The sequence below is a fragment of the Nafulsella turpanensis ZLM-10 genome (assembly GCF_000346615.1).
In the GTDB taxonomy this organism is placed as follows: domain Bacteria; phylum Bacteroidota; class Bacteroidia; order Cytophagales; family Cyclobacteriaceae; genus Nafulsella; species Nafulsella turpanensis.
This window is the reverse complement of the sequence record NZ_ANNU01000013.1, coordinates 106,716-129,689: the sequence shown is the minus strand read 5'-3', so window position 1 is coordinate 129,689 and position 22,974 is coordinate 106,716. Positions and strand designations below refer to the sequence as shown.

Annotated in this window: 19 protein-coding genes; 13 read left to right on the top strand and 6 right to left on the bottom strand. The window is 47.5% G+C overall.

Annotated features, from left to right (window positions below; all coding sequences use genetic code 11):
* Nucleotides 1–185: 185 nt before the first annotated feature.
* A complete protein-coding gene (locus tag F752_RS0106720) occupies nucleotides 186–1,031 on the bottom strand; it encodes a carbonic anhydrase (RefSeq protein ID WP_017730968.1) in 846 nt (281 codons plus the stop codon).
* Nucleotides 1,032–1,336: 305 nt separating this feature from the next.
* Nucleotides 1,337–1,933, bottom strand: a complete 597-nt coding sequence (locus F752_RS0106715; RefSeq protein ID WP_017730967.1) for a Crp/Fnr family transcriptional regulator — start codon at nucleotides 1,931–1,933, stop codon at nucleotides 1,337–1,339.
* Nucleotides 1,934–2,255: 322 nt separating this feature from the next.
* Here F752_RS0106715 and F752_RS0106710 point away from each other — a divergent pair, with 322 nt between their 5' ends.
* Together F752_RS0106710 and F752_RS0106705 are read left to right on the top strand one after the other, a co-directional pair.
* Nucleotides 2,256–2,810 carry a hypothetical protein gene (locus F752_RS0106710; protein ID WP_017730966.1) on the top strand — a complete coding sequence of 185 codons (555 nt, stop codon included), beginning with the start codon at nucleotides 2,256–2,258 and terminating at the stop codon, nucleotides 2,808–2,810.
* Nucleotides 2,811–2,960: 150 nt separating this feature from the next.
* Nucleotides 2,961–5,597 carry an adenosylcobalamin-dependent ribonucleoside-diphosphate reductase gene (locus F752_RS0106705; protein ID WP_152425056.1) on the top strand — a complete coding sequence of 879 codons (2,637 nt, stop codon included), beginning with the start codon at nucleotides 2,961–2,963 and terminating at the stop codon, nucleotides 5,595–5,597.
* Between the two features lie 79 nt (nucleotides 5,598–5,676).
* Here the strand turns inward: F752_RS0106705 and nadB are convergent, their stop codons facing one another.
* The 4 genes from nadB to F752_RS23620 form a co-directional block, all read right to left on the bottom strand.
* On the bottom strand, nucleotides 5,677–7,242 hold the full coding sequence (gene nadB, locus F752_RS0106700; protein ID WP_017730964.1) for an L-aspartate oxidase: 1,566 nt from the start codon (nucleotides 7,240–7,242) through the stop codon (nucleotides 5,677–5,679).
* Nucleotides 7,239–8,192 (bottom strand): quinolinate synthase NadA, encoded by a 954-nt coding sequence (gene nadA / locus F752_RS0106695; RefSeq protein ID WP_017730963.1) that lies wholly within the window; start codon nucleotides 8,190–8,192, stop codon nucleotides 7,239–7,241. The genes nadB and nadA overlap by 4 nt, the downstream gene beginning before the upstream one ends.
* Before the next feature lie 68 nt (nucleotides 8,193–8,260).
* Complete coding sequence (locus F752_RS23625; RefSeq protein WP_017730962.1) at nucleotides 8,261–9,283, bottom strand: transporter family protein; 1,023 nt, start codon at nucleotides 9,281–9,283, stop codon at nucleotides 8,261–8,263.
* A 46-nt stretch (nucleotides 9,284–9,329) separates the two neighbouring features.
* Nucleotides 9,330–9,752, bottom strand: a complete 423-nt coding sequence (locus F752_RS23620; protein WP_152425055.1) for a hypothetical protein — start codon at nucleotides 9,750–9,752, stop codon at nucleotides 9,330–9,332.
* A 736-nt stretch (nucleotides 9,753–10,488) separates the two neighbouring features.
* Between F752_RS23620 and F752_RS0106665 the strand changes: the two genes are divergently transcribed.
* The 11 genes from F752_RS0106665 (at nucleotide 10,489) to F752_RS0106610 (ending at nucleotide 22,225) form a co-directional block, all read left to right on the top strand.
* Nucleotides 10,489–10,980 (top strand): c-type cytochrome, encoded by a 492-nt coding sequence (locus F752_RS0106665; protein WP_017730957.1) that lies wholly within the window; start codon nucleotides 10,489–10,491, stop codon nucleotides 10,978–10,980.
* Between the two features lie 34 nt (nucleotides 10,981–11,014).
* Nucleotides 11,015–12,988 carry a Sec-dependent nitrous-oxide reductase gene (gene nosZ / locus F752_RS0106660; protein WP_017730956.1) on the top strand — a complete coding sequence of 658 codons (1,974 nt, stop codon included), beginning with the start codon at nucleotides 11,015–11,017 and terminating at the stop codon, nucleotides 12,986–12,988.
* 146 nt (nucleotides 12,989–13,134) lie between these two features.
* A complete protein-coding gene (locus F752_RS26480; protein WP_081604524.1) occupies nucleotides 13,135–14,205 on the top strand; it encodes a nitrous oxide reductase accessory protein NosL in 1,071 nt (356 codons plus the stop codon).
* Nucleotides 14,202–15,449, top strand: a complete 1,248-nt coding sequence (locus F752_RS0106650; RefSeq protein WP_017730954.1) for a nitrous oxide reductase family maturation protein NosD — start codon at nucleotides 14,202–14,204, stop codon at nucleotides 15,447–15,449. Before F752_RS26480 ends, F752_RS0106650 begins: the two co-directional genes overlap by 4 nt.
* On the top strand, nucleotides 15,446–16,186 hold the full coding sequence (locus tag F752_RS0106645; protein ID WP_017730953.1) for an ABC transporter ATP-binding protein: 741 nt from the start codon (nucleotides 15,446–15,448) through the stop codon (nucleotides 16,184–16,186). The genes F752_RS0106650 and F752_RS0106645 overlap by 4 nt, the downstream gene beginning before the upstream one ends.
* Before the next feature lie 358 nt (nucleotides 16,187–16,544).
* Nucleotides 16,545–17,327 (top strand): ABC transporter permease, encoded by a 783-nt coding sequence (locus tag F752_RS0106640; RefSeq protein WP_017730952.1) that lies wholly within the window; start codon nucleotides 16,545–16,547, stop codon nucleotides 17,325–17,327.
* A 2-nt stretch (nucleotides 17,328–17,329) separates the two neighbouring features.
* Nucleotides 17,330–18,421 (top strand): hypothetical protein, encoded by a 1,092-nt coding sequence (locus F752_RS0106635; RefSeq protein WP_017730951.1) that lies wholly within the window; start codon nucleotides 17,330–17,332, stop codon nucleotides 18,419–18,421.
* A 116-nt stretch (nucleotides 18,422–18,537) separates the two neighbouring features.
* Nucleotides 18,538–18,918 carry a group III truncated hemoglobin gene (locus tag F752_RS0106630; RefSeq protein WP_017730950.1) on the top strand — a complete coding sequence of 127 codons (381 nt, stop codon included), beginning with the start codon at nucleotides 18,538–18,540 and terminating at the stop codon, nucleotides 18,916–18,918.
* 5 nt (nucleotides 18,919–18,923) lie between these two features.
* Entirely contained in the window at nucleotides 18,924–20,159 is a 1,236-nt protein-coding gene (locus F752_RS0106625; protein ID WP_017730949.1) for a hypothetical protein, read from the top strand.
* A 517-nt stretch (nucleotides 20,160–20,676) separates the two neighbouring features.
* Nucleotides 20,677–21,591: an iron-sulfur cluster repair di-iron protein gene (ric, locus tag F752_RS0106615; RefSeq protein ID WP_017730947.1), complete on the top strand. Its 915-nt coding sequence runs from the start codon at nucleotides 20,677–20,679 to the stop codon at nucleotides 21,589–21,591.
* Nucleotides 21,592–21,706: 115 nt separating this feature from the next.
* The gene (locus tag F752_RS0106610; protein WP_017730946.1) at nucleotides 21,707–22,225 is read left to right on the top strand and encodes a DUF488 domain-containing protein; all 519 of its coding nucleotides are present in this window, start codon (nucleotides 21,707–21,709) and stop codon (nucleotides 22,223–22,225) included.
* Nucleotides 22,226–22,974 lie beyond the last annotated feature (749 nt).

The window sequence follows — 22,974 nt, the reverse complement described above, 5'->3', positions numbered from 1 at the left end:
TCGGCGGCTCAAGGGAGCTTGTATTATCATTGAAGTTGCTTCTCTTTACTAAAATGGACGGAAGTGAGGGCAGGTTTAGGGCTTTAATCAGTTCGACCTTGAGGTCGTAAAAAAAGCAAGGGAGCATCTGAAATGCTTTCCTTGCTCATAAATTTCGGACTTATTTCACTTTTCTTTGTCCTGTGCTATTCCATTGTGGTAAACACTCTCCGGTTTTCCAACTCCTGTAGCGGTCTTGCGGTGTTTGAATACAGGGCTTTAAATTGCGCAATTTGCTCTGCTGAGGCAGGAATAGCCTCTTCGAATAATATCCAGTTAACTCCTACAGTACAGGGAGGAGTAGTAAGGGAACCAATGTAGGTATAATATTTCTGGGAGGGCGGAATAAAGTCAGATAGTGTGATTTCTACCTCCGTTTCAACCGGTACACCTTCTTCGTCCGGAAGTTCCGCGAAAATCTTTTCAAGAAATGGATTTACTTCTTCGGCTTCTTCAATGAAAATTCCCAGCACTACCAGGTCGTCACTTCCAACCTCCTGGTGCACGAGGTGCATTTCCATAGGAAAGTGTTCTCCTTCTACAGCATGTTCTGACGGTGCATGAAAATGTAGTTGCAAAAACTTATAGTCTTTCTCATCCAGCACAATAGTGCTGTTTTCTGCCCCGTAAGCCTGAATGGTGTGGCCATTATCTACAATGGTCATCGGGAAAGGCTCATAATTGTATTCAATGTCGTCCAGTAGTGCCGGAATGGCATCATCGGGTATAATGTTAACCGGCGACTGTACATTAGTGGCACAATCTGTATTTTCTATTTCCTCCCAATTGGCATTTTCATAGTTCCATAGCTCAGCTGCAGGTTCTTCCTCTTCCACTGCGGTCGGTTCATCAAACACTTCTTCTTCAGCTGCTACCTCCCCCTCTTCGGCCCCTCCGCAGCCCATCATTACAGCCGCCATCAGTAAAAAGGCAAAGAAAGGCCTGCTAAAGAATTGCGTATTGTCGTTTTTGTTTTTCCTGTTTTTTTTCATCTCTAATTGGTTTTATTATATAAATAATACCATTAAAGCCCCTTAACTGTTTTCAGCAAGCACCTATGTTACTGATGAAATAACGTGAAAAAAAGTTTACCTTGGCCAATTACTTTCTGTAGGAACATTAATTCAATTTCTCGAAATAAGAGTTTCTGATATTCATTGTCTTAAATGCTGTTTCGGAGTGCGGCCAGATTTCATGAGCGCCCTGTTTACACCGACAGAAACAACCAGGTGGGATTGAACAAAAGCAGCTACAGGTGATTTCTTATCGCCAGGCTGAAGTTCATAAGAGCTGTCGACTACACCTTGCGGTAAACTTTGCGCCTTTGTATGCTTACTTTTCCTTTCTGCTCTAAAGATTTGATACTCCGGATAACCGTTTCTACCCTCAGTCCGGTCATATCGGCAATTTGCTGGCGAGTAAAAGGAACTTCGTAATAACCATAAGGGCTGCTTTCTTTTTCTTTCAGGTAATCGATAAGCGTTAGGATGCGGTGTTCCGGATCGTGGCTGGAGATCTCCTTCATAATCATAGCCTTGTAGTGGAGCCTTTCGGAGAGGCTGCGGGTAAACTGCAGGTGTAGCTCAAAATTATGGGCAAGAATTTCAAAGAACTTATCTTTCGATAATTTCCACACAAATGACTCTGTAACAGCCACTGCATTACTGGGATAAGGGAAGCCCGAAAAGAGGGGAGGCTCACCAAAACTTTCCCCGGCCTTGAAAATACCTTGAGTAAATTCCTGCCCATCCTTACTGTAGTTGGCCATTTTTATAGAGCCATCCATCACCTGCCAGTAAAAGCTGGCTTCCGAGCCTTCATTGAAAAGAAAAACATCTTTGGCGAAGTGCAGCTTTTTGGCTCCTGATTCTTCTAATAGGGTAGTAGGTAACATATTGTAAACTTACGCACCGGAGATTCCAATAAAAATGATAAAAGTCATTGTTATAAAATGATTCAAATCATAATCCGGGCAAATGATAAGCTTTATTTTGCATAAGTATCGCTTCTATACCTGAGGGCTATAGGTGTTAAAGGACACCTGTATAATTCAGGGAATTTCTATTCATTACACCTATACACCTGTTTTGCTGTCCCTGCCAATTTTTGACAGGGACTTCTAATCAACCCTGGTATAATGGAGCAATCCGGTGGCATTTTGCTTTAGCAGAACAGTTACTCATAGGGGCCTGAAGACCTCAATTAAAACAATCGGTATGGACAGTAGCACAGAGCACGCTAGGGAAGCTCATATTTCCTTTACTCTATCAGGTGGAGCGGCAGGGCAGCTTATTGAGTACCTGGAAAAAAACTATCGCACAAGGTTATGGACAGATCTTCCTTCGCTGGTGGAGACAATAGAGAGCATCAGTAGGGACAGTACTTCATATTATCCTCACCTCGAGGAAGTGCTGGTGCATTTAAGGTTGCTCCATAATATGCTTGTGGAGCATATGGAATCCGAAGAAGCTAAGCTGTTTTACCCCATCAGGCGGGCAGAAAAAGAATATTCCCCTATTAAGGATGGGGACAACCTGAAGCAGCTGGTTAGATTGATGGAATATGAGCATGAGCTTATAAAAGAAGGCTTCTTGAGAATCAGGCATCTGTGCCATGGTTACCATCTTTCCTTTAATGACGCGGTGCTGCCTGAATTGTATGAGCGCCTGCGGAGTTGCGAGAGCCTTTTTCTGGAACAGATAAAGCTGGAGTACGAATTACTATTCAGGAGGCTCCTGCGGAAAATGGACGATAGGCCGGAAACAGGATAAACCACTATAAAGCCTTTTCTGCTACACAAAGTCCCTTTTATGCAGACTGGTAACCTCAACCAGTGCTTTGTGCATGAAGTATTTTCCTCCTCGCTAACCTGCAGGATTAAAAATTATTTTATCTTTTTTATAATCTTTAACTCCTCCACCATGACCTCTTTTAATTCTTCAGAAAGTTTAAAATATGATACAGCTGCCATTGAGCATAAGACAGCTGCAGTAAAATCCATTCCCGAAAACCCAGGCTCGGATGGCCAGCCTGATACAAGGAAGTTTGCTTATGAAGATGTGCTGAAAGCCAGCATTGCTTACTTCGATGGCGATGAGCTGGCAGCAGCCACCTGGACTTCCAAATATGCCATGAAAGATGCTGATGGGAATTTTCTGGAACTGAGTCCGGACGATATGCACCTCCGGATGGCCAGAGCGTTCGCTCGTATTGAGCAAAAATACCGGGTAGCGCCGGAGCAGTATTCCCGGCTCTCGGCTTATGGCCAAGTTCGCGAACGGCTCGACGAGTGGGGCATTTACCGAATGTTTCGACAGTTTCGGCAGCTCATTCCACAGGGGAGTATAATGTCTGCCCTCGGTAATCCTTATATGCTGGCTTCACTCTCCAATTGTGTAGTATTGCCCGAAGTATATGACTCCTACGGAGGCATTTTCCATACCGACCAGCAGATGGCCCAGCTCTTCAAACGTCGCTGCGGGGTAGGTATCGATATATCGAACCTGCGACCGGCAGGGGCAAAGGTAGCCAATGCGGCAGGTACTACGACCGGGGCTGTTTCCTTTATGGAACGCTTCTCCGATACTACCCGCGAAGTGGCACAGAATGGCCGCCGTGGTGCCCTCATGATGACCATGGACATTGCCCACCCCGATGTGGAGGATTTTATAAAAATCAAGCAGAACCTCTCCAAAGTTACCGGTGCCAACATATCGGTACGGCTGTCGGATGAGTTTATGGAGAAGGTGGAGCGTGACGAAGAGTATACGCACCGCTGGCCGCTCGAATCGGCCGACCAGCAGTACAACAAAACCGTAAAGGCCCGGGATTTATGGAATACCATCATCAGCTGTGCCCATAAAACTGCAGAACCTGGACTGATTTTCTGGGACCGGCAGCATAAGTATTCCACTTCCAGCCTGTACCCCGGCTTTAAAAATGTGTCGACCAATCCCTGTTCAGAAATCGCCATGCAGGGGGGGGACAGCTGCCGCCTGATAGCTATTAATCTTTACAGCTTTGTCGATAAACCCTTTACACCCGAGGCTTCCTTTAACCTTAAAAAGTTTTATGAGATTACCTATGAAGCCCAGCGGCTCATGGACGACCTGGTAGACCTGGAGCTGGAGGCCATTGAGCGGATTATAGCCAAAATAGACAATGACTGCGAACCCGAGCATATCAGGAGAGTAGAGCGTGAAACATGGCAACTGCTCTACAATACCGGCAAAAAAGGTCGACGCACCGGCCTCGGCTTTACGGCCCTGGCCGATACCCTGGCCGCCCTTAATTTAAAGTTTGATTCAGCGGAAGCCATTGCGGAGGTGGAAAAAATAATGAAAGTAAAATGTACCGCAGAGTTCGACAGCTCCATTGATATGGCCATAGAGCGGGGCAGCTTCGAAGGCTTTGACCCCGAGGTAGAGAAACAGTCAGAATTTGTCCAGATGCTCCACTACGAATTACCCGGAGTGTGGGAGCGGATGCTGCAGCATGGCCGCCGGAATATATCCATCAGTACGGTGGCACCTACAGGAACCGTTAGCATGCTGTCACAAACTTCTTCGGGCATTGAGCCGGTGTTCATGCTTTCCTACAAACGCCGCCGAAAAGTAAATGCGACAGACCCCAAGGTGCGGGTCGATTTTACTGATGAGCAGGGCGACAGCTGGCAGGAGTTTAACGTCTACCACCCAAAACTAAAAAAATGGATGGAAATAAGCGGACAGGAAGATGTAAACCTTAGTCCATATTTGGGTGCTACAGCCGGTGAAATCGACTGGATGAAGCGGGTGGAAATGCAGGCAGTGGTGCAGAAATATGTTACCCACAGCATCAGTTCCACCATCAACCTTCCGGCCGATGTAAGCGAAGAAACGGTAGGGGAGATATACCTCGAATCGTGGCGAAAGGGCCTGAAGGGCATTACCGTATACCGCGATGGCTCCAGGAACGGGGTACTACTTTCGGCAGAAGATAAAGAGGAGGAGAAAAATGAGATTGTAGAAACTAAGGCCCCCGTGCGGCCGCAGGTATTGGAGGCAGAAGTTATTCGTTTCCAGAACGATTATGAAAAATGGCTGGCCTTCGTGGGCTGCCTCAATGGAAAGCCCTATGAGATTTTTACCGGCCGTGCCGAAGATGCTTTTGCTATTCCGGCATATGTGAACCGGGGCAGTATCAGACGCATAAAAGACAGCGAGGGGAATTCCCGTTACGATTTTCAGTATACCGATAAGGATGGGTACACCGTCATTGTCGAAGGGCTTTCCCGCTCCTTTAACCAGGAGTACTGGAATTATGCCAAGCTGATATCTGGGGTGCTCCGCCATGGTATGCCGCTGCCTTACGTGGTAGACCTGGTATCGAACCTCAATTTGTATAAAGATAACATCAACACCTGGAAAAATGGTGTGAGCCGTGCCCTCAAGCAATTTATCCCGGATGGAACAAAGGCAGTGGACCGGCAATGCCCAAAATGCGGTGACCCGGATGGCCTTATTTTCGAAGAAGGTTGCCTGAAGTGCAAAAGCTGTGGGGATGGCAAGTGCAGCTAACTAAAATGGATTGATAAAGTAAAAGCCGCCAGTCCTGCTTAGGAGGGGCGGCTTTTTTACGTTCTAATGTCTTGGATTTTTAGGCTGGAAGTAGGGAAGGAGCAGCTTCTTTTTCGAAGTCATGGTTAAAGAATACGCCCCGGTTCTCTGTCTGGTCCAGTGAAGAAGCTATCAGCAGGCGGGCTACCTGGATGGCCATGTTAAGGCGTATGGCTGAGAGGCTGTTCTGGGGGAGCCGGAGGTGTACAATGTCCTTCCATTCCCGCAGCTGTTCCTGTGCATTCAGCAGCCTTTCGGTGGTTTTTAGGATGCCGCAATGGGTTTGCAGGAGGCTCCTGAGCTGTTCCATCAGGCGGGCTTCCTTCTCTTCAGTTTCTTTATCGCTAAAATGAGCCGGTTCTATGGTGAATGGCTCCCTTTTTCTGTCTGCAGGGACATGGCTTGCCGCAAGCAGTTGCCCCAGTTCAATGGCCATTACCGTAGCTTCCAGCAGGCTGTTAGAAGCCAGTCGGTTGGCACCATGCAATCCGGTACAGGCCGATTCGCCAATCACAAAAAGGCCATCTACCCCTGTTTCTCCTTTTACAGAGGTGGCCACGCCGCCGCAGGAATAATGAGCAGCCGGTACTACGGGAATAAAATCGTAGCGAGGGTCAATTCCCGCCTGCCTGCAAAGGTCGAAGATGCCGGGAAAATGTTGCTTCCATTCAGCATTTGCAAGCCGGGTAGCATCCAGGTATACATAAGGATTCTGCTGGCGGGAGATTTCCTTCTCAATGTTCCGGGCTACGACATCGCGGGGAGCCAGGTCGCGTAGCGGGTGCCGGCCTTCCATAAAACGGATGCCTTTTTCATTTTTCAGCACAGCACCTGCTCCCCGAACGGCTTCGGAAATGAGTGGAAGCCTGCTGCCGGAGGGCTGCCAGAGAGCCGTGGGGTGAAACTGGATAAAGGCCAAATCCTTTACTCTGGAACCGGCTCTGGCTGCCAGGTAGATACCTTCGCCGCTGGCTGTGGCCGGATTGGTGGAGTAGGAAAATAAGCTGCCCAGTCCGCCTGTGGCTAATACTACTACTCCTGCTTTTAGCTGTACTGGCTCCTGTTGTCGCTCATCCCAGGCCAGAGCACCCGAGACAGGCTGCCCCACTTTTTCCTGCAGTAGCTCCAGCACCTGCACATCTTCCATCAGGGAAACAGAAGGGTACTGCTGCAGGGCCAGGTGCAGCTTTTCTACAATATGCCTTCCGGTGCTATCTTTGTAGTGCAGTACGCGATGGGTGCTGTGGCCGCCTTCGAGTGCAAGGGCAGGCGTGCCATCCGGCTGCTGGTCGAAACGGACTCCCCAATGTTCAAGAGTCTGGATAGCTTTAGGGGCCTGCGAAATAATATAGGCGGCAACTGCTTTGTTGTTGTGCCAGTCCCCTACTTCCATGGTATCGAGCAGGTGCTGCTTAATGCTGTCGTCTGTACCGGGCAGTGCGGCGGCAATGCCACCCTGTGCTAAAAAGGAAGAACTTTGCTGTTTTTCCTTTTTATTCAGCAGGAGGATGTTTAGCTCGGGTCTTTTGTCAGCGAGCTCCAGGGCAAGCAGGCTGCCTGCCAGTCCGGAGCCTACAATGAGTACATCGGTTTGCAGGCTTTTCATGTGAACTGAAGCATTTTTTCAAGTGGTAAAACAGCTTTTTTTATCAGCTCAGGGCTAAGCTCAATGGCCGGTGTTTCATTCAGGAGGCTACGGTACAGCTTCTCCAGGGTATTCACTTTCATAAAGGCACATTCGCTGCAGGCACAGCTGTTGTCTTCATGTGATGGGGCCGCCAGCAGGGTTTTTCCGGGGGCTTCCAGCTGCATCTGGTGTAAAATACCCGCTTCAGTTGCTACAATGTAAGTATCGTTTTTACCGGATTTAATGAAGTCAATCATTTTGCGGGTGGAGCCTACAAAATCCGCAATATCCAGGATGTGGGTTTCTGACTCGGGGTGAGCCACCAGCCTGGCGGTAGGGTGGTCGGTCATGAGCTTCACCAGTTTTTCGATGGAGAAAGCTTCGTGCACCACGCAGGCCCCGTTCCAGAGCACCAGCTGGCCGCCGGTCTGCTTCATGACGTAGCGGCCAAGGTTGGCATCGGGGGCAAATATGATGGGCTTATCGGCAGGAAGACTTGCAACGATATTAACAGCATTGGAAGAGGTGCAGATAATGTCGCTCATTGCTTTAATTTCTGCCGAGCAGTTGATGTAGGTGACTACGGTATGGCCGGGATGGGCAGCTACAAATTCGGCGAACTTATCGGGCGGACAGTTATCAGCAAGGGAGCAGCCGGCGGCCAGGTCGGGGAGGAGTACCTTACGGTTGGGGTTCAGGATTTTGGCGGTTTCGGCCATAAATTTCACCCCTGCAAACACAATAATTTCCTTGTCGGCTGCCTTTGCTTTCCGCGATAAGTCGAGAGAGTCGCCCACAAAATCGGCAATTTCCTGTATTTCGGGGTACTGGTAGTAGTGGGCCAGAATGAGGGCATTTTTCTGCCGGGCAAGCTCTTTAATTTCCTGCTGCAGGGCTGACCTGTTCTTCTTCTTTTCTGTCGTAATCATTTCGTCAAGGAGGGTTTATTAAACAAGGAACCGGTAGCAGGAGTGAAGCCCGCTACCGGTTCTGAAAATTAAAAGCTGTACTGCCAGCTGGCAATGAGGCTGCCGCGGTCCTGCATTTGTATACCGTTTACCTGCTGGTAAAGAGGGATTCCATACTCTAATGCCAGCCGGTTGCCTTTCAGGCTTCCTTTTGGAATCTTAAGGGCAGCTCCCAGGTAGGTGCTGAGCTTGCGGCCACCGGAGTTCATTGCATCTGCCGCAGGCGACATCATAGGGTCGAGTTCCGCATTCTGCCCCCGGAGCTTCAGACCTTCCATGGCTTCCAGCCTTAAGGAATAGCCCAGCCATTTATTTTGCTGAAAACCTGCCCAGCTGTTGAGGGTGAGTTGGGTGCCCGGACGGTAATCCCGCTTATTATCTCCCAATGGTAGTTTGCCGGAAGCCTGTAGTCCATAGGAGAACGTTTTTTTAACTCCCATATAAGTCAGGGCAGGTAGCAGGCTGAGGGTGCCGGAGCCGGTTTGCATCAGGTAGGGCAGGCACATTTCCATCTCATGATGCATATGGCCGTGTTGAATGCTGGCACTTTCATCGATACTGCCGGTAGGGAAACCTAATCCTACGTTGAGCTGCAGGCTGCTTTGGTGCGTTTTGCGGAGGCTGTAGAGGGCACTCAGGCTGATATCTCCCAACTGGCTGCTGTGCATGGCTGAAGTCATGCCCATGCGGTCCACCATCTGCATCTGGTTACGCAGGTAGGGGAGCATGCCCATAAGGGTGAGTTTATCGCTAATGGCGTTCATGGCACCGAGCATGTGCATTTGCATATCCATGCTTTGAGGGGCCATCATGTAATGGTCAAGAATGTAGCCGGACTCAATGACATCGGCACCGGAAAGATTCCCCTGCATGTGCATCTGCATAAACTGGTAGGAGAACATCCAGGAACCTTTGTGGTGGGTATGACTACCCATTACACCGGCGGGAGTAATACTTCCTGCATCGGAATGCAGGCACACTTCCTGCTGGGCCATGCTGATGGCCGGAAGGAGCAGGAGGAAACATACTATAGTGGCAATTAAATTTTTCATGATTAATATGATAAGGGATAAATGGAAATAAGTAAGGAGCCTGTGCTCAGGCCAAGAGGGAAAATGCTGATAGCCGCGGTGGCTTAAAAATGTCCTCACTATTTCTATTATCCATCATTATCGAAGCACACGAATATTGCCGGGGAGTTCCCGGCTGCGGATATCTTGTGAGCGTAAAGGAGGTGCTGTCGCGGTAATAAAGAAGTATTTCCTGTACCTGCAGCAGGTAGTCCGGAAGGCTTTCCTGCTCATGGTCGAGTTGAGCTAATGTATTGTCGAGCTGGCAGCTTCCGGCACAGTCGGAGGCTGGTTCGAAACGGTTAATGCAAAGCTCGGCTGCAATATAGCTGCGGTTGAGGTAAAACCAGGCCAGCACTCCCAGCCGGCAGGAGGCATGCAAAAACAAGCTGCTAATGAGCAGCAGGGCTGCCATTCCTTTTATATACCTCCCTGTTTGCAATCTTTCCATTTTCTGCTTTCAGCTCCAAACTCCGGACTTCTGATACTGCGAAGGTAGGTGGCCTGCAGGGGTAAATTTATGATTAGAATCATGCCGGAGGCTGATTATTTACCTGTTTACCCGCCCGGCTTCCCTATACTTTTGATAGTTAAATCGTTATTTAGCAGAGAGTTATAGCGGATGAAGGAAGAGTTTATTGCCAGGCAGAAGAAACTGGCCGGTATAAGAAAGGAGGGAACCTTCCGCAGAATGAGAGACCTGAAAAACCGAAGTGTAAAATGAAGACTAGCGGAAAATATAAGACTACTATTAAAAGTACTGCTTCGAAGCAGGCTGAGCTGCCAGGAGAAGGAAAGTTTATAAATGCAGCGGAAATTTCAGCTGAGCTACAAAGAGAGAAAGTAATGGAGGAGAGAAAAGAAATTGCCAGCCAAATAGTAAATATTGTTCCAGGCTGTGTCTGATGAATCAAAATTAGATGTCATGCCGACCTAAGGAGGCATCTTTCCAAGGCTGATAATCCACTGAGGCATCTTAATAAGAAAGATTCCTCCTATCGTCGGAATGACAAAAAATGCGTGTGAAGTATTCATCAGACATAGCCTGGAGAAATATTGTCGGTTTTCCGGAAATCATGATAACAATCATCTGTTTGGTATGACCCCAGTCATATTTCACCCTCAGTTTGTACTCTACTTTTGGGGTATCAGAAAAACAAAAACCAAACCTCAAAAACTCAAGTAAAATGAAGATTCTGAAAAATAAAAGCTACCTGATGATGCTCCTACTGGTCGGTGTAATGGGAATGTTTATGGCTTCCTGCGGAGGTGGCAGCGAAGAAGCTGCTGTTGAACAGGAAGCTGCAGCTCCCGCAGCTGTTGCCAAAGCCGCTGCTCCTACTGACCCAATGCAAAACAAAGGCATAGGCCCGGTAACTGAAGTGCACCTTGCTGCGATTGACGAAGCCATGGTGGGTGAAGGCAAAACCATTTTCGAAAGCAAATGCTCTGCCTGCCACAAAATTGAAGAACGTTATATCGGCCCTGCACTTAAAGGCGTAACAGAGCGTCGCACTGCTGAATGGATTATGAACATGATTCTGAATCCTGAGCAAATGGTGAAGGAAGACCCTATCGCCAAACAACTTCTCGCGGAATATATGGCTCCAATGGCCAACCAGAACCTGACAGAGGATGAAGCTCGCAAGGTACTGGAGTACTTCCGCACCCTTAACTAATGACTCTAATAACTTATTGAGTATATACTGAACCATGAAAACGAATATCCTGAAATCGAGTGCCCTCTTCCTTTTAGGCTTAGCCGGCCTGGCTGCCTGCGGACCTAAAGATGCTGAGGTAAAAGAAGCCAGTCTCCTAGGAGGTGATGTTGCTTCTAAAGTGTATGTTGCTCCCGGCGAGCACGATGAGTATTATGCCTTCATGTCTGGCGGTTTTAGCGGACAGGTAAGTGTGTATGGTCTTCCTTCCGGTCGTTTGTTTAGGGTAATTCCTGTGTTCTCTCAGGACCCTGAAAAAGGCTACGGCTACAATGAAGAAACCAAAGACATGCTTAAAACTTCTTATGGATATGTGCCATGGGACGATGCTCACCACCCTGAATTTTCACAAACCGATGGTCAGCCAGATGGTAAGTGGTTATTCATCAATGGAAACAATACTCCTCGTATTGCCCGTATTGACCTGACTACTTTTGAAACCGCTGAGATTATTGAAATCCCTAATACCAGTGGTAACCACTGTTCTCCTTTTACCACCGAAAACTCTGAGTACATTGTAGCCGGTACCCGTTTCAGTATTCCGCTACCTAACGAAGATGTATCGCTGGGGGATGTAAAAGAAGAATTCACAGGCACACTTTCTTTTATTGGTGTAGATAAGGAAAGTGGCCAGATGGATATCCGATTCCAGATTTTAGTACCAGGTTATGACTATGACCTTGCACATGCTGGCAAAGGCAAATCGCATGGCTGGGTGTTCTTTACCTCTTACAATACTGAGCAGGCCGGAACCCTTAAGGAGATTAACTCTTCTAAAAATGATAAAGACTTTATTGTAGCAGTTAACTGGAAAAAAGCCGAAGAATACCTGAAGCAGGGCAAAGGCAAAGAGCTGGCGGCCAAATATCTCCACAACATCTACAACGAAGAAAAACAGATGGCGGAGTCTTTCGAAAGAAATGGGGTAATTGCCCTCGACCCAACCGAACTCCCAGGCCTGATGTACTACCTGCCAACGCCTAAATCACCACACGGTGTGGACGTTGACCCGACCGGTGAGTACATTGTAGGTAACGGTAAGCTTTCTGCCGACTTAACTGTGCACTCTTTCTCTAAAATGCTGAAAGCCATTGAGAACAAAGAGTTCGAAGGCGAAATTGGTGGAGTTCCTGTACTCAAGTTCGAATCTGTACTCGATGGCGTGGTAAAACAGCCAGGCCTTGGACCTTTGCATACTGAGTTTGACGGTAAAGGTAATGCTTACTCTTCCTTCTTCATCTCTTCTGAAATCGTGAAGTGGAATGTGGAAACCAAGGAAATTCTTGACAGAACACCCACCTTCTATTCAATTGGCCACTTAATGATTCCTGGTGGTGACTCGAAGAGACCTTGGGGCAAGTACATGGTAGCCCTGAACAAGATTACAAAAGACCGCTACCTGCCAACCGGCCCTGAGTTAACACAGTCTGCCCAGCTGTACGATATATCCGGCGATAAGATTGAACTGCTGCTTGACTTCCCAACTATCGGTGAGCCACACTATGCACAGGCCATGCCTGCTGAAATCCTGAAGCCGAAATCCAAGAAAACCTTCAGCCTTGAGCATAACCAGCACCCTCACGTAACCAAGATGGAGAAAGATGCCAGAATGGAGCGTAAAGGAAACGAGGTACACGTATATATGACCTCCATCCGCAGCCACTTTGCACCTGACAACCTCGAAGGTATTAAAGTAGGAGACAAGGTTTACTTCCACGTAACCAACGTTGAGCAGGACTGGGATTTACCACATGGATTTGCAGTACTGGGTATGAATACAGCAGAGTTGCTGATAATGCCAGGCCAGACCAGAACGCTGGTATGGGAACCTAAAAAGCCGGGTGTGTATCCTTTCTACTGCACCGACTTTTGTTCTGCACTTCACCAGGAAATGCAGGGGTATGCAAGAGTATCTCCTAAAGGTTCTAATCCTGAAATGAAATGGGGAACCGGTAACGTAGCTCTGTAATAAATATAAAACAGTAAAAAGGGCCTGTGGAGGGCAGGCCCTTTTTCTTTAACCATCTAAGCCATGAAATATCCTGACGGAAACGGATCCTTTTGGACCAAGATAGCTACAGGATATTCCATCTGACTTATAAACAAATACATCAGATGAAAAATTTACCACAAGTATTAATGTTCACTGCCGCTCTTTTGCTAATCGGCGTGTTCTTTTTCCCTCTCTGGAAAATCACCCTCTTTGCTCCTCAGTATCCCGATGGCATTAATATGTACATCTGGATTAACCAAATGACCGGCGATACGCCCTATACGCTGCAAAATGTCAATATCCTGAACCACTACATTGGCATGCAGAAAATTGAACCTGAATCCATTCCTGAGCTGCAGTACTTTCCCTACATCGTTATGGCCATGATTGCCTTCGGATTAATTGCTGCCTGGGTTAAGAAACCCGCTGCTTTCTGGGGCTGGACAGTTACTTTAATGGTACTCGGTGCCCTTGGAATTTATGACTTCTACCTCTGGGAATACGACTACGGCCACAACCTTGACCCTAATGCCCCCATTAAAATACCCGGTATGGTATATCAGCCACCGCTGATTGGCAGTAAAATGCTGCTGAACTTCGATGCAAGCTCCTGGCCCAACTGGGGAAGTTTATTCCTTGCCCTTGCCACCCTTGTTGGATTGGCTGCGGCCCTGCTGCAGCAAAAACAAAATGCCGCTGCTGCTGAAAAAAGAGAAAAAAATCACAGCAAAAATGCTCTTGGCTTCGCTGCCATTGCAGGCCTATTCCTGCTGGCTTCCTGCTCTGTAGAGCCACAGCCCATTGTATATGGCGAAGAAAACTGCCACTCCTGCCAGATGACCATCGTAGACCAGCGATATGGTGCCGAAATCCTGACTAAAAAAGGAAAGGCCTATAAATTCGATGCCATTGAATGCATGCTCCACTTTGCCGAAGAAGGAAGTGTGCCGGAAACTGAAGTAAAAAGCTACCTGCTGAACAGCTTCGACCAGCCCGGTATATTAACCGATGCCGCTACCATAACTATTATAGAAAGCTCTTCCCTGCCCAGCCCAATGGGCATGAACTTAACTGCCTTTACCAATACCGCAGCCGCCAAGGAGGTGGAAGCCGCTGAAAAGAAAGTATATAACTGGAACGAGTTGAGAGAAGCATTTTCCGGCCTTTCTGCTCACAGAGTAAGCAAAAGATGATACCCTCAATAAAACATATCGGACTTACCTTTACCTTCCTGTGCAGCAGCCTGCTGGCAGAGGCGAAGGTATGGACGGTAAGTCAGCAGGCTGGAAAAGGTACTTCCATCCAGCAGGCTATCGACAAAGCGGAGGCCGGAGATACCATCACCATAAAAGAAGGTGTTTATAGGGAGTCTACCATTCAGGTAAATAAAAAGCTCCTGATAAGGGGAGAGAAAGGAGCTGTACTTGACGGGCAGGGACAGCATGAGATAATAACTATTACTGCCGATGGAGTAGTGGTGCAGGGCCTTACGCTACAGAACACCGGTATGAGTTATATGGAAGACCGGGCAGCCATAAATATAAGCAAGAGCCGTCTTTGCACTATAAAAGATAATGTAATTAAAAATACTTTCTTCGGAATATACCTGGAAGAAAGCCACAATAACCGTATCCTGAATAATAAAATATACGGAGAGGCTGAAATGGAAGCCAATTCCGGCAATGCCATCCACCTCTGGTACAGCGATACGGCTACAATCGTCGGAAATCAGGCTTTCAATCACCGCGATGGTATCTACCTCGAGTTTGTCAATAACAGCCGGATTGAAAATAACATCAGTCGTGGCAATGTACGCTACGGACTGCACTTTATGTTCTCCGACCATAATCAATATATCCGAAATACCTTTGAAGAAAACGGGGCTGGAGTGGCCGTTATGTTCTCCCGCGAGATTATAATGGAGCATAACAAATTCCTCCACAACTGGGGTACTGCTTCCTATGGTTTATTGTTGAAGGAAATCTACGACAGCAAAATCGAAAACAATACCTTCGACCAGAATACCGTGGGAATTTATGCAGAAAGTATTACCCGCTGCCATGTTTTCTCTAATACCTTCAGCCGTAATGGCTGGGCTCTTCGGATGTCGGGCAGCAGTATGGATAATGTCTTTAAGAAAAACAACTTTATGTCGAATACCTTCGACATCAGCACCAATGCCCGCGAAAACCATAATGTGTACAGCCAGAACTACTGGAGCGAATACAGCGGTTACGACCTCGACCGCGATGGTAAAGGCGATGTCCCTTACCGCCCGGTAAAACTCTTCTCCTATGTGGTTTCCGAGGTCGATGCTTCGGCACTGCTCCTTAGGAGTTTCTTTATAGATGTACTGAATTATGCCGAAAAGATAGTGCCCTCGCTCACGCCGGCCACTCTGCTCGACGACCAACCATTAATGAAGCCAGTATTATGATAAGTGTCAGCAACATCCATAAATCGTTCAAGTCGAACCACGTACTGCAGGGCATCGATTTTACCGCCCGCCAGGGAGCCATTACTTCCATACTCGGCCCCAACGGCTCCGGCAAAACCACGCTCATTAAATGTGTACTCGGACTAAACACGCTGGAAAAAGGCGAAATCACCATTAACGGACAAAACATCCGCAAGGGCTGGGACTACCGCCGCGATATCGCTTACCTGCCCCAGATGAGCCGTTTCCCCGAAAACCTGAAAATAAGGGAGCTCATCCACATGATAAAAGACGTACGCGGACAGGAGGGAAGAGAGGAGCATCTCTTCGAGCTGTTCGACCTGAAAAAGCACTTCGATACCAGCCTTTCCCGCCTCTCTGGTGGTACCCGGCAGAAGGTTAATATCGTGCTGGCCTTTATGTTCGATGCTCCCCTGATTATCCTGGATGAGCCCACCATTGGTCTCGACCCGGTTTCCATGATACGCCTGAAAGAACTGATTCTGGAAGAGAAAGCCCGTGGCAAAACCATCCTCATCACCACCCACATACTCGAGCTGGTAGAGGAGCTGACCGATGAGCTCATCTTTATTCTGGAAGGGAAAATCTACTTCCAGGGCACCCTCGAAGAAATGGAAGAAAAAACCGGCGAACACAAACTGGAAAGAAGCATCGCCAAAATCCTGCTAAAGAGCGAAGCGGCCCCCGAGGCCGCACTCCGGCTTAAAATAGCTTGAAATTAGTATTGAGTAGTGAGTATTGAGTAGTGAGATAGAAGAGAGCGAGGAATCAACAGTCAGGAGCCAGGACAGAAGGAGCCAATAAAACGCTGTCATTGCGAACTTAGCCATAGCCTACGCGGCGCGGCGGAGTGAAGCAATCTCTAAATAGGAAGCTGTAAATTTAAAAAGAGCAGAAAATGATAGTACAAATAGGCTAAAGATTGCCACGTCGGCCTAATGGCCTCCTCGCAATGACAATAACCATGAGAATACCCGCTTGTGTGCCAAAATCTTGATACTTAGTACTTAGTACTTAGTACTAAAAACCAGCCACGAACAACCAGCAACGACCAACCATCAACGAACTACTACCATGATAAAAATATTCAAATATAGCTTTTACGACCTGCTGAAAAGCCGCTGGTCTGTCATATCCCTGCTCTTTTACCTGGCCGCTACCTTTGGCCTGCTGTACCTTAACATGGATTTGTCGAAGTCCATCATCAGTCTGATGAACATCGTGCTGTTCCTCGCACCGCTTACCGCCATTATGTTCGGAGTAATTTACTTCTACAACTCCCGCGATTTTATGGAGCTGCTGCTGGCCCAGCCGCTGAAAAGAAGTAGTGTGCTATGGGGACTATACCTCGGGCTGGCTACTTCACTTTCACTCAGCTTCCTTATTGGAATGGGCGTGCCTTTCCTGAGCTATGGCATACTGGTATCCGGCGAAATCTGGAATTTCATGCTCTTAATTTTCATTGGGGTACTGCTCACCTTTATCTTTTCAGCCATTGCTTTCCTCATTGCCCTCAGGAATGAAAATAAAACTAAAGGCTTCGGCCTGTCCCTGTTGCTTTGGTTGTTTACCGCCCTTATGTACGATGGTATTTTCCTGCTAATTCTGATTGTCTTCCAGGATTATCCGCTCGAAAAATTATCACTGGCCCTTACGCTGCTCAACCCTATCGACCTGCTGCGTATCAGCATGATGCTGAAGCTGGATGTTTCTGCCCTCTTCGGCTTTAGTGGAGCCGTGTTTAATAAATTCCTCGGACAAAGCACCGGTATTCTCCTTTCAATTGGCTGTGCCCTGCTGTGGGTGGTGGCTCCGCTTGGCTTCCTGTTCCGTTCCCTGGCTAAAAAAGATTTCTAAAGATGAAAAAGTCTGCGCTCTCCACCATTTTAACCGCCCTGCTGGTGGTACTGTCGGTGCTGACCGGCATCTTTGCCGGCTATAACCACCTTGGCTGGACAGGATTTTCGACCGGACTGGCGGGGGAGCATGGGGCTTTGATGGTAGGGAGCTTCCTGGGTACCCTCATTGCCCTCGAAAGAGCAGTGGTGGCGAAGAATAAATGGTTTCTCCTGGTGCCGCTGGTAAATGCCCTGAGCCTGCCGCTCTTCCTGTTCGGCTTTGCTGATTTTGCCCTGCTGGCCCTCGTGGCAGGGAGTGCCGGACTCTGCTACCTCTACCTCGATATTATTCACCGATACAAAGAGCTGTATTTTTACGTGATGCTGGCCGGTGCTGCCTGCTGGCTCATTGGCAACATACTGGCCTGGAAGTATCACTTCTATCCGCAAGCCCTGCCCTGGTGGATTAGTTTTCTGCTCCTCACCATTACCGGCGAACGCCTGGAGCTGAGCAAGTTTCTGCCCATCAGGAAATGGCAAAAAGGGATGTTGCTGGCCCTGCTGGGAATATTTGTCATCGCGGCCGGAACCTCTTACCATGGCTGGGGGCAAGGGGTGGCAGGAGCGGCCATGCTGCTGACTGCCCTCTGGCTGCTGCGTTTCGATATGATTCGCAAAAGCCTGAAGCGGAAAGGGCTGCACCGCTTTTCGGCTGTTATGCTGGGGATGGGGTATATCTGGCTGGGACTGTCGGGCATTGCCATGATGCTTTCGGTTTTTGCCCAAGTGGCTTATGATGTGCTGGTGCATACCTTTTTCATAGGCTTCACCTTCAGCATGATATTCGCCCACGGCCCTGTCATTCTGCCCGGAATTGCCAAACTGCCTTTCCACCCCTTTAGTCCCGGCTTGTATGTATGGGGAGGGCTGCTGCACCTGAGCCTGCTGGTGCGGATGTGTGGGAGTATCCACGGCTTTTATCCACTCAAATACTGGGGAGGTATCCTGAATGGAATTTTCATTGTCGCCTACTTCATTACCATCGGTTACCAGGTACTTCGAATGCGAAAGGCAAGGCTGTTGAAAGCTGAGGTAAATTCCCTTTTTAGCTGATATATATCATAAAATTCTAAACTCCGCTCACTTATTTTTAGGATAGTGAAAGTCTGCCGGTAAAGCAGCCTGGAGTATAATTTTCTGGCAAAATCTCCAAAACAATTATTAGAATCATGAAAGAAATAAAAGGAAGGGCGGAGATTATTGAGCTCGTCGATGCCTTTTACGATAAAGTAAATAAAGACGAGCTGCTCTCTCCCGTCTTCAATGAAATTGCAGGTGTTAAGTGGGAGCTGCACCTGCCCAAGATGTACAATTTTTGGGATTCGCTGCTGTTCGGCACCCAGAGCTACAAAGGAAAGCCTTTCGACCAGCATATACCGCTGCCTTTAATGGTAAAGCACTTCGACCGCTGGGTACGCCTGTTCAATGAAACCCTTGATGAACGCTTTGTGGGGGAAAAGGCAGAGGAGGCAAGGGTGAAAGCCACCAATATTGCCGGCGTATTCCGTTTTAAAATGGATATGCTCGGCAGGATGCAAGCAGAAATTTAAGTCATATGTACCGCAGGAGCTGGATAAAAATAGCGGTAGGATTTTTACTGGTAGCCACCATTTTGGGAGGCTTCCTGCGTTTCCTGATGTTCAACCCCATTGCAGGCATTGACTTTAAAAACCTGCTGCATGCCCATTCGCATGTGGCCTTTATGGGCTGGATATTCAATGCCCTTTTCGTGGCCTTGCTGTATTCTTTTATTCCCAAAGATTATGAGGGCGGAAAGAAATACCATCAGCTTTTTCTGGCTTTTCAGCTGAGCGTGCTGGGGATGCTTTTCAGCTTTCCTGTTCAGGGCTATGGGGCGGTTTCCATTACCTTTTCTACCCTGCACATCGTATTTTCGGTTGTGCTGGCGGTGTTCTTTGTCAGGGATAAAAATAAAATCTTTCCGGAGAAAAAACCATTGAGCCTGCAGTTTGCCCTGGCCGGAATCTTCTTCCTGCTGCTGTCATCTTTCGGGCCTTTTGCCCTGGGTTACGGCATGGCCAATAATATGGGGCACGATTTTACCCAGCTCTCCATTTACTTCTACCTGCACTTCCAGTACGATGGCTGGTTTACTTTCGCCATTTTCGCCCTCTTCTTCCGAATGCTTGAAAGAGAAGGAATAGCCTACAACCAAAAAGCAGCCCGCAGTTTCTTTATCCTGATGCTGCTGGGCTGTATTCCTGCCTATGCCGGTTCGACTCTCTGGACACAGCCTGAATGGTGGGTATTTGCAGCTGCCGTATTGGCTAATATACTCCAGCTGGCCGGACTGTTATACCTCTTCATTTCGCTGAGAGGCCTGCAATCCCGCATTCGCCAAATCATGTCAGGCTGGCATTATTCGCTGTTGCTGTTCGCCTTTGGTTGCTTTGTTTTTAAAATGGGAATGCAGGCCGCCGGCAGTATTCCTTTCGTGGCCGATATGGCTTTTGTGGTTCGGAATTTCCTTATCTTCTACCTGCACATTATTTTCCTCGGTTTTGTGAGTGTGTTCCTCTTTGCCTGGTTTGGGAAATATAAGCTCTACCAGTTAAAACCCACACAGGGAAAACTCTTCCTGCTGGCCTTCGTGGGAAGTCAGCTCCTGATGGTAGCCCAGCCGCTGCTGTTAATGGTTTCAGGCCCCCTTATTCCTTATTACCACGAGCTGATGTTTGGCGTCAGCATCTTTATCCCGCTTTCGCTGCTATGGAATGGAATCCCGCAGCTGGAGCAAAAAGAGCAGCTTAGGGAGCTGGTGAAAGGGTAAGTGGCTTTGCCAAATGAAGAATTAAAAATTAAGAATGATGAATGATAAGGGAAAAGTCATGCCTGTCATTCCTGCATGGGGTATTTCCGGCTTCTTTGTTCATTAAACTCATATTTGGACTGTTAATGATACGCCAGCTTTTAGTTACTAAAAAGTATAGAATTGGCTGTAAAACAGAAGGCGTACAGACTTGGCAGAAAAAGCCCCCTTTGTCATTCCCGCAGGGAATCTGATTTGCTTCTTATGAAGAAGAGCCGGGAAGAAGATGAGGGTTAAGGCCTTAGCTCATTCGCTTATTCCGACTATTCGTTCTTTTTCAAGCTCCTCAGGTGCACAAAGGGCATGACAAACAGGAGGAAAGCGAATTCACTTCAGAGAATTCTTTCAAAAAAATTCTTTAACTGATTTGAATCATAAGAGAGGGCGGGAGAGGAGCTTAATTTAGCAGTATAGATTAAAGGTTCTGGCGGTACAGAGACTGATAGTCGTGCCATCCCAACTGCTAAAAAATAATCCGATGAGAAAAGAAAGCATACTCGACGTTCGCATGCTCCCGCCACAGGGCAAGCACCAGCATATATTTGAAACCCTCGAAAATATTGCTGAAGGAGAAGACATCATTCTCGTAAACGACCACGACCCCAAGCCACTCTTTTACCAGCTGAACCAGATTTATCCTGATGTATTCAGCTGGGAGTACCTGCAGGAAGGGGAGGATGATGTGTGGAAAATTAAAATTTCCCTCAAACCTCGCTTTAACAAAACTGTACGTGAAGTAGTGTTGCAGTATCCGCCATCAGTAGCTGTTTTCAAGAAATATAAAATCGATTATTGCTGCCGGGGGAATGTTAGCTTTATGGAAGCCTGTGCTGCCAAAGGACTTGATGGCGAAGAGGTGCTGGCCGAAATCCGCCAGAGCGAAACTCAGGGGAATTACCCACTGCGCTTCCAGGACTGGAAGCTGAGTACGATATGCGATTTTATCGAGAATAACCACCATAACTATATAAGGAAAAACGCACCTTTAATTGCACAATTGGTCAATAAGGTAACTAAAGTGCACCATACCGACCATGCATTCCTGGTTGAGCTGAACCGTACCTTCTTTGAGCTCAATAAAGAACTAATGAGCCACCTTGAGAAGGAGGAGTCTGATTACTTCCCGCTGATTAAGCAATACGAAGAAAGCGGTATGCTGCCAGATGGTGGTGCCGGATTGAAAGAAGAATTGGAAAACGAGCATCGTGAAGTAGGAGACCTGATGGCTGAAATCCGGGAGCTAACCAATAACTATGAACTTCCTGCAGGTGCCTGTGCGTCCTTCGAGCTGACGTATAAATTTCTGAAAGAATTTGAGGATGACCTGCATCAGCACATTCACCTCGAGAATAACATCCTCTTTCCGAAAATTAAGGAGGGGATGTTGGTATAAGACCCTAATTGGTTTAGGTTTAGATTGGTTCGAAAGAGGTTGCCGTGTACGTGGCAGCCTCTTTTTTTATATCCTGCCCTGCCTAACACTAAAAGCTTTTAGCGGTTCAGATAGTATGGAAAAACAGATATGGACCATCGGCCACTCGACCAAACTGCTGAATGAATTTCTGGAGCTATTGCACACCCACGGGATTGAGCTGCTGGCCGATGTGCGGCGTTTTCCAGGCTCCCGAAAACACCCACAATTCCTGAAAGGAGCCATGGAGCAGTCCCTGCCGGAAAATGGCATCGCCTACCGGCATTTCCCGGAGCTGGGTGGCCGGCGAAGACCGGAGAATAATGGCCGCAACAGCATCTGGCGTAATAAAGCCTTTAAGGGCGATGCCGACTATATGGCCACCGATTATTTCCAGGAAGGGCTGGAGCAGTTGGTGGAAGTTACCGCAGAAAAACCAACGGCCATGATGTGTTCCGAAGTGCTGTGGTGGCGTTGCCACAGAAGCCTCATTTCTGATTTGCTCAAGTCGAAAGGGTATACCGTCAACCATATTATGTCGCCGGTAAAAATACAGGAGCACCCTTTTACCAGTGCCGCCCGTGTGGTGGAGGGTAAGTTAAGTTACGATGAGTGATGCATTCTTTTCCGGAGAGGAGAGGTTAAGAATAATAAAAGGCACCAATCAGTTAAGTTCCAGCCTCGGTAGACCGTTCCTTTACTGAGGAATACTTTTGCAGGAAAGATGAAGGATGATTTTTTAAATGATACTGCTGAATATCTGCGTTTCCGGCTTATTTCGCCATAGCCAGGAATCGGGTGCCATACTTTTATTCTGGATAAAGACATTATCCTGCTCCTGAATCAACTCTTTTTCCTCCGCTAAAACCATCAGGTGGTCCAGTTATCGTTTCTTCTGGCGATCGCCGGCTTCTACCTTTACAGGTGTTATGGCTTCTGATGAAACTGGAAAGTTGGATATGTTAACTTACCTAAGCCTCTTTTTTGCTCATAGATTTCCCCTCTAACAGAATGTAATATTACACTTGTAATTAATCCCAAACTCCCGATAAATTCCAGGCAAAAGTGGGTCTAATGAAGGCTAATTCTTCTTTTTTTTAAGAAAAGCGGAGATTGAAAGTCCATAATCTCTTTTGTGCTTTTATACTTTTTCTTTTTGCTTACATCTCAATCCGCTTCGTAAAATTCTACCAAAAAAATATATTCCAACCGTAAGACGATAATTGAAGTCTTACAGGTGGATTTGAAAAAAAACTAAACAAACTTGGAAAGAATTATCGCACCATATTCAGGTATCCCATGAACGTAAAGGTATCTCTACCGAAATGCTGCTTCTCAAAATATTTTAGCGGCAGTCATTTAGAG

Coding starts and splice junctions, on each gene's coding strand:
- F752_RS0106720 (WP_017730968.1), bottom strand. CDS start 1,031: ATGAAAAAAAACAGGAAAAACAAAAACGACAATACGCAATTCTTTAGC.
- F752_RS0106715 (WP_017730967.1), bottom strand. CDS start 1,933: ATGTTACCTACTACCCTATTAGAAGAATCAGGAGCCAAAAAGCTGCAC.
- F752_RS0106710 (WP_017730966.1), top strand. CDS start 2,256: ATGGACAGTAGCACAGAGCACGCTAGGGAAGCTCATATTTCCTTTACT.
- F752_RS0106705 (WP_152425056.1), top strand. CDS start 2,961: ATGACCTCTTTTAATTCTTCAGAAAGTTTAAAATATGATACAGCTGCC.
- nadB (WP_017730964.1), bottom strand. CDS start 7,242: ATGAAAAGCCTGCAAACCGATGTACTCATTGTAGGCTCCGGACTGGCA.
- nadA (WP_017730963.1), bottom strand. CDS start 8,192: ATGATTACGACAGAAAAGAAGAAGAACAGGTCAGCCCTGCAGCAGGAA.
- F752_RS23625 (WP_017730962.1), bottom strand. CDS start 9,283: ATGAAAAATTTAATTGCCACTATAGTATGTTTCCTCCTGCTCCTTCCG.
- F752_RS23620 (WP_152425055.1), bottom strand. CDS start 9,752: ATGGAAAGATTGCAAACAGGGAGGTATATAAAAGGAATGGCAGCCCTG.
- F752_RS0106665 (WP_017730957.1), top strand. CDS start 10,489: ATGAAGATTCTGAAAAATAAAAGCTACCTGATGATGCTCCTACTGGTC.
- nosZ (WP_017730956.1), top strand. CDS start 11,015: ATGAAAACGAATATCCTGAAATCGAGTGCCCTCTTCCTTTTAGGCTTA.
- F752_RS26480 (WP_081604524.1), top strand. CDS start 13,135: ATGAAAAATTTACCACAAGTATTAATGTTCACTGCCGCTCTTTTGCTA.
- F752_RS0106650 (WP_017730954.1), top strand. CDS start 14,202: ATGATACCCTCAATAAAACATATCGGACTTACCTTTACCTTCCTGTGC.
- F752_RS0106645 (WP_017730953.1), top strand. CDS start 15,446: ATGATAAGTGTCAGCAACATCCATAAATCGTTCAAGTCGAACCACGTA.
- F752_RS0106640 (WP_017730952.1), top strand. CDS start 16,545: ATGATAAAAATATTCAAATATAGCTTTTACGACCTGCTGAAAAGCCGC.
- F752_RS0106635 (WP_017730951.1), top strand. CDS start 17,330: ATGAAAAAGTCTGCGCTCTCCACCATTTTAACCGCCCTGCTGGTGGTA.
- F752_RS0106630 (WP_017730950.1), top strand. CDS start 18,538: ATGAAAGAAATAAAAGGAAGGGCGGAGATTATTGAGCTCGTCGATGCC.
- F752_RS0106625 (WP_017730949.1), top strand. CDS start 18,924: ATGTACCGCAGGAGCTGGATAAAAATAGCGGTAGGATTTTTACTGGTA.
- ric (WP_017730947.1), top strand. CDS start 20,677: ATGAGAAAAGAAAGCATACTCGACGTTCGCATGCTCCCGCCACAGGGC.
- F752_RS0106610 (WP_017730946.1), top strand. CDS start 21,707: ATGGAAAAACAGATATGGACCATCGGCCACTCGACCAAACTGCTGAAT.